The 3,367-nt window shown below is 46.2% G+C and carries 3 protein-coding genes; all 3 read left to right on the plus strand.

The window, feature by feature from the left end; genetic code table 11:
* Positions 1-356: 356 nt before the first annotated feature.
* The gene (locus tag ACFPXP_RS08285) at positions 357-2,030 is read left to right on the plus strand and encodes an SWIM zinc finger family protein (protein WP_379893764.1); all 1,674 of its coding nucleotides are present in this window, start codon (positions 357-359) and stop codon (positions 2,028-2,030) included.
* A gap of 147 nt (positions 2,031-2,177) precedes the next feature.
* Positions 2,178-2,357 (plus strand): hypothetical protein, encoded by a 180-nt coding sequence (locus ACFPXP_RS08290; protein WP_015253841.1) that lies wholly within the window; start codon positions 2,178-2,180, stop codon positions 2,355-2,357.
* Positions 2,350-2,934, plus strand: coding sequence for a zeta toxin family protein (locus ACFPXP_RS08295; protein ID WP_023554888.1), 585 nt, complete (start codon positions 2,350-2,352; stop codon positions 2,932-2,934). Before ACFPXP_RS08290 ends, ACFPXP_RS08295 begins: the two co-directional genes overlap by 8 nt.
* The last annotated feature ends 433 nt before the right edge of the window (positions 2,935-3,367 follow it).

The following is a 3,367-nucleotide window of genomic DNA, read 5'->3' on the forward strand; positions in this document are numbered from 1 at the left end:
CCTCCAAGGTTCCTAGAAATCCACTCAAAACCATAGATACACGCCATTTCTGTTAAAGTTGCCCGTAAACCTAAGCAGGACAAGGGATCCGGGCATTTTGTTTACCTAGTGACTGTCGAACTCGGGTCTAAACCACTTGGCTAAAACATACATCCTTAAGCATAAAAGCAACAAATGAGCAGGATTATTTTCCAATCGGTAACCGATATACGACCTGTGTCGCTGTCACCATTTCTAAAAGATGAACATGTCGACGCTGCGGCAGATCAACATATTTTCTTCTTCACCACTGAGCGATCTTATCAGGTGTTCATCGACTATTGGAATTCCAAAATGGAAAGAAGCATCCAAAGGGGGTGGTCCTCTTGAATTTATCCGATTTTTCCAGATACATAGATCCTGCAGTTGTACACAGAGGGAAGGAATACGCGTTCGAAGGACGGGTAATTTCCTTGAAGTCCATTGCCGATGAAAAGTACACTGCGGTTGTGCGCGGGTACGAGGATTATGAGGTTTATGTAAGGCTAGACAACGAGAACAACATAATGGAATCGGAATGCGATTGTCCGTACGATTTTGGACCGGTATGCAAGCATCAAGTCGCCGTATTCCTCGAGCTTAAGAATAGAGAAGCAGACGGGGTATCTTCACCGGAACCGTCTCTCCGGCAACTGTTGGAAGCAGAGAGCAAGGAGAAATTAATCGAATTGCTGCTCTCGATTGCATCGGATTCATATACCGCGGAAGAGCGCATCAGACTCCACTTGTCGAAAAGGGGCGCGGATCAGGAGTTGGACGCCTGCCGACGGTTGATTCGATCCTACATTGACACATATTCGGATGATCATGGTTTTGTGTCTTGGCGGAACGTAAGCCGCGCGGTGGAAGGTGCGGAGATCGTCGCTGAAAAGGCTCTCTCCGCCTTCGATGAAGAGGAATGGTTGCACGGGCTGGCGATTCTGTTTTGCATCATCGAAGAGATGATTGAATTATTGCAGTCCGCCGACGATTCGGACGGTGGAGTCGGGATCGTGATCGAAAGCTGTCTGGAATCGATCTTCAAGCTGGTTCAGGATCACCATCATATTCCGGCGGAAGAACGCTTGAAGATTTTCCGCCGGTTGTTGGAGGAGACACACCAGCCTTATTACGACGGGTGGTCGGATTGGCAGCTCGCGCTCCTCGAGGCGGCGGGCGCGCTGATCGAGTCGGAACAGATGCAACATCAATGGGATGATGCGGCGGATTCGCTCCTGGGTCATACGTCCGGAAGCAATTGGTCGCGGGAGTACACAGACGAGCGGGTAACTGTGCTCCGATATGGTCAAATTTTGGAACGTTCAGGTGAAGAACAGGCGAAAGCTTATTTGTATAAACATCTGCATTTCCCGGAAATTCGGGAGATTGCGATTCGAGCGGCGCTTGAGCAAGGCGATGCCGAGGAAGCGATCCGATTGGCGGAGGCCGGGGAAGCCCAAGATCAGAGGCTGCCGGGGCTCGTCTATCGCTGGAAGAAATATCGGTATGAGGCATACCATCGCACAGGACAATTCGAACAGCAGCGGAAACTCGGGATGGAGCTGATTGTGAACGGAGAGTATGCGTATTATCGCTCTGTGAAGGATACATTTTCCGATGAGGGAGAATGGACTTTGTATTTGCAAGATATGTTAGATCAATTAGAGCAGAGCCCGAGGGGAGAGCATACGTATACCCAAATTCTGGTGGAAGAGGAGATGTACGCACGGCTTTTGGAACATGTCCGCAAGGCACCTTACCGAATTGAATCGTTCTATGAGCAATTGCTTCCGCATTACCCGGAGGAGGTGAAGGCGCTTTTCGTGGCATATATCGAATTCCGGGCGGATCAATCCAGAGACAGGCGAGATTACGCCGATGTTTGCCGGATCATTCGAATGCTTCAACAGGTTGGCGGACGGAAAGAAGCGTTCACCGTCACACAAAAATTGTTAACCAAATTTCCGCGAAGACCGGCTTTCCGGGAGGAGCTGGGGAAGATTCGTTTTTGAACTTTATGGGAATAAGAAGTAACGCGGTTTGAGCATAGCTTGATTTTTGTGAGTGGGTGGACAAACTGGTATGCGAGGCCTGTAATTTTGATCTGAAACGAGTATGTTATAATAATGGCAAGATTAAGTCGGGTTGGATGGTGACCTATGATGGACCGTATTCAAGATTTGCAAAAACTGATCAAACTTACGGGCGATCGCGCGAAACTGGATGCAAAAGCGAACGGAACTTATATTGTCTATCAAACGGAAAAAGGCCAGATTGTCAAAGAATATGCAAACGGTGTGATCGAGCCAATCGACAATCCTGGGGTTCATCATGAATGAGTACTCCACAGTGATGGTTGTATTCGCCGGCAATAACGGCAGCGGCAAAAGTACCATTCGCAATTTGATAGTGGACAGGCTTGGTATCAGTGTCAATATAGATCCCGACGCTTTAGCTCGCGGCATTGATTCTGACCATCCGGATCGCCGCAAAGTATCCGCAGGCAAAGAAGCGATTAAACTTGCGAGAGATTGTATCCATCATAAACGCGATTTTTCTGTAGAAACGACTTTGGCCGGCGGTAATGCGATACGACTGATACGGGAAGCCAAGGCGAACGGCTTTGAAGTGATGATGTTTTATGTGGGTCTAAATGATGTTCGGCTCAATATCGAACGTGTTGCCGCCAGAGTTCGAAACGGCGGACATCATATACCGACTGAAGACATCATTCGGAGACAAACCACATCCATGCAAAATCTGCTAACTCATATCCATCTCATTGATCATTTGATTGTGATTGATAATAGCGAAGTTTCCGGTAAAATCGTTATGCAAGCTGAACATAGTATTTTAAAATATCAGGCCGAATCTCTTCCAAAATGGGTGCATAAGATCAAGGATCAGTTACATTGATTATGGAGAATCATATGAAGTTTGAAATTAGCAAATCTATGGAAAACAAAATTAATAATTGGGATAAATGTGAACCCAAAGATGTAACGGGAGCAAAGTTTGCGTACATATTTATACCAACAAGTCTAGGATTGGTTATCAAGGTCCAGTGTGATGTTTGTAAAAGGGAATTACTACTAACCGAAGATGATTAAATCTTGAATTTTACATTTCTCCCAATGTGAATAAGGAATTCTACGCGACCGGATTAGATCTGGTCGTTTTTTTTGTGCAGAACATATATTCGCTGACAAAAAGTTGTCATGACTTAATTAGGGCTTGCTGAACGATTAAAAAATCCAGTAACAGCAAGGGTTTGAGGCATTCTTTGTCGAATTCATATGCAAGGAAATCGTTGAAATACGATGAAAAACCGTGCACATGGAGGATGACG

The sequence above is a fragment of the Marinicrinis lubricantis genome (assembly GCF_042658665.1).
Classification (GTDB): domain Bacteria; phylum Bacillota; class Bacilli; order Paenibacillales; family KCTC-33676; genus Marinicrinis; species Marinicrinis lubricantis.

What these genes read in the sequence shown, in the direction of transcription:
- ACFPXP_RS08290 (WP_015253841.1), top strand. Translation starts at nt 2,178, where the DNA reads ATGATGGACCGTATTCAAGATTTGCAAAAACTGATCAAACTTACGGGC.
- ACFPXP_RS08295 (WP_023554888.1), top strand. Translation starts at nt 2,350, where the DNA reads ATGAATGAGTACTCCACAGTGATGGTTGTATTCGCCGGCAATAACGGC.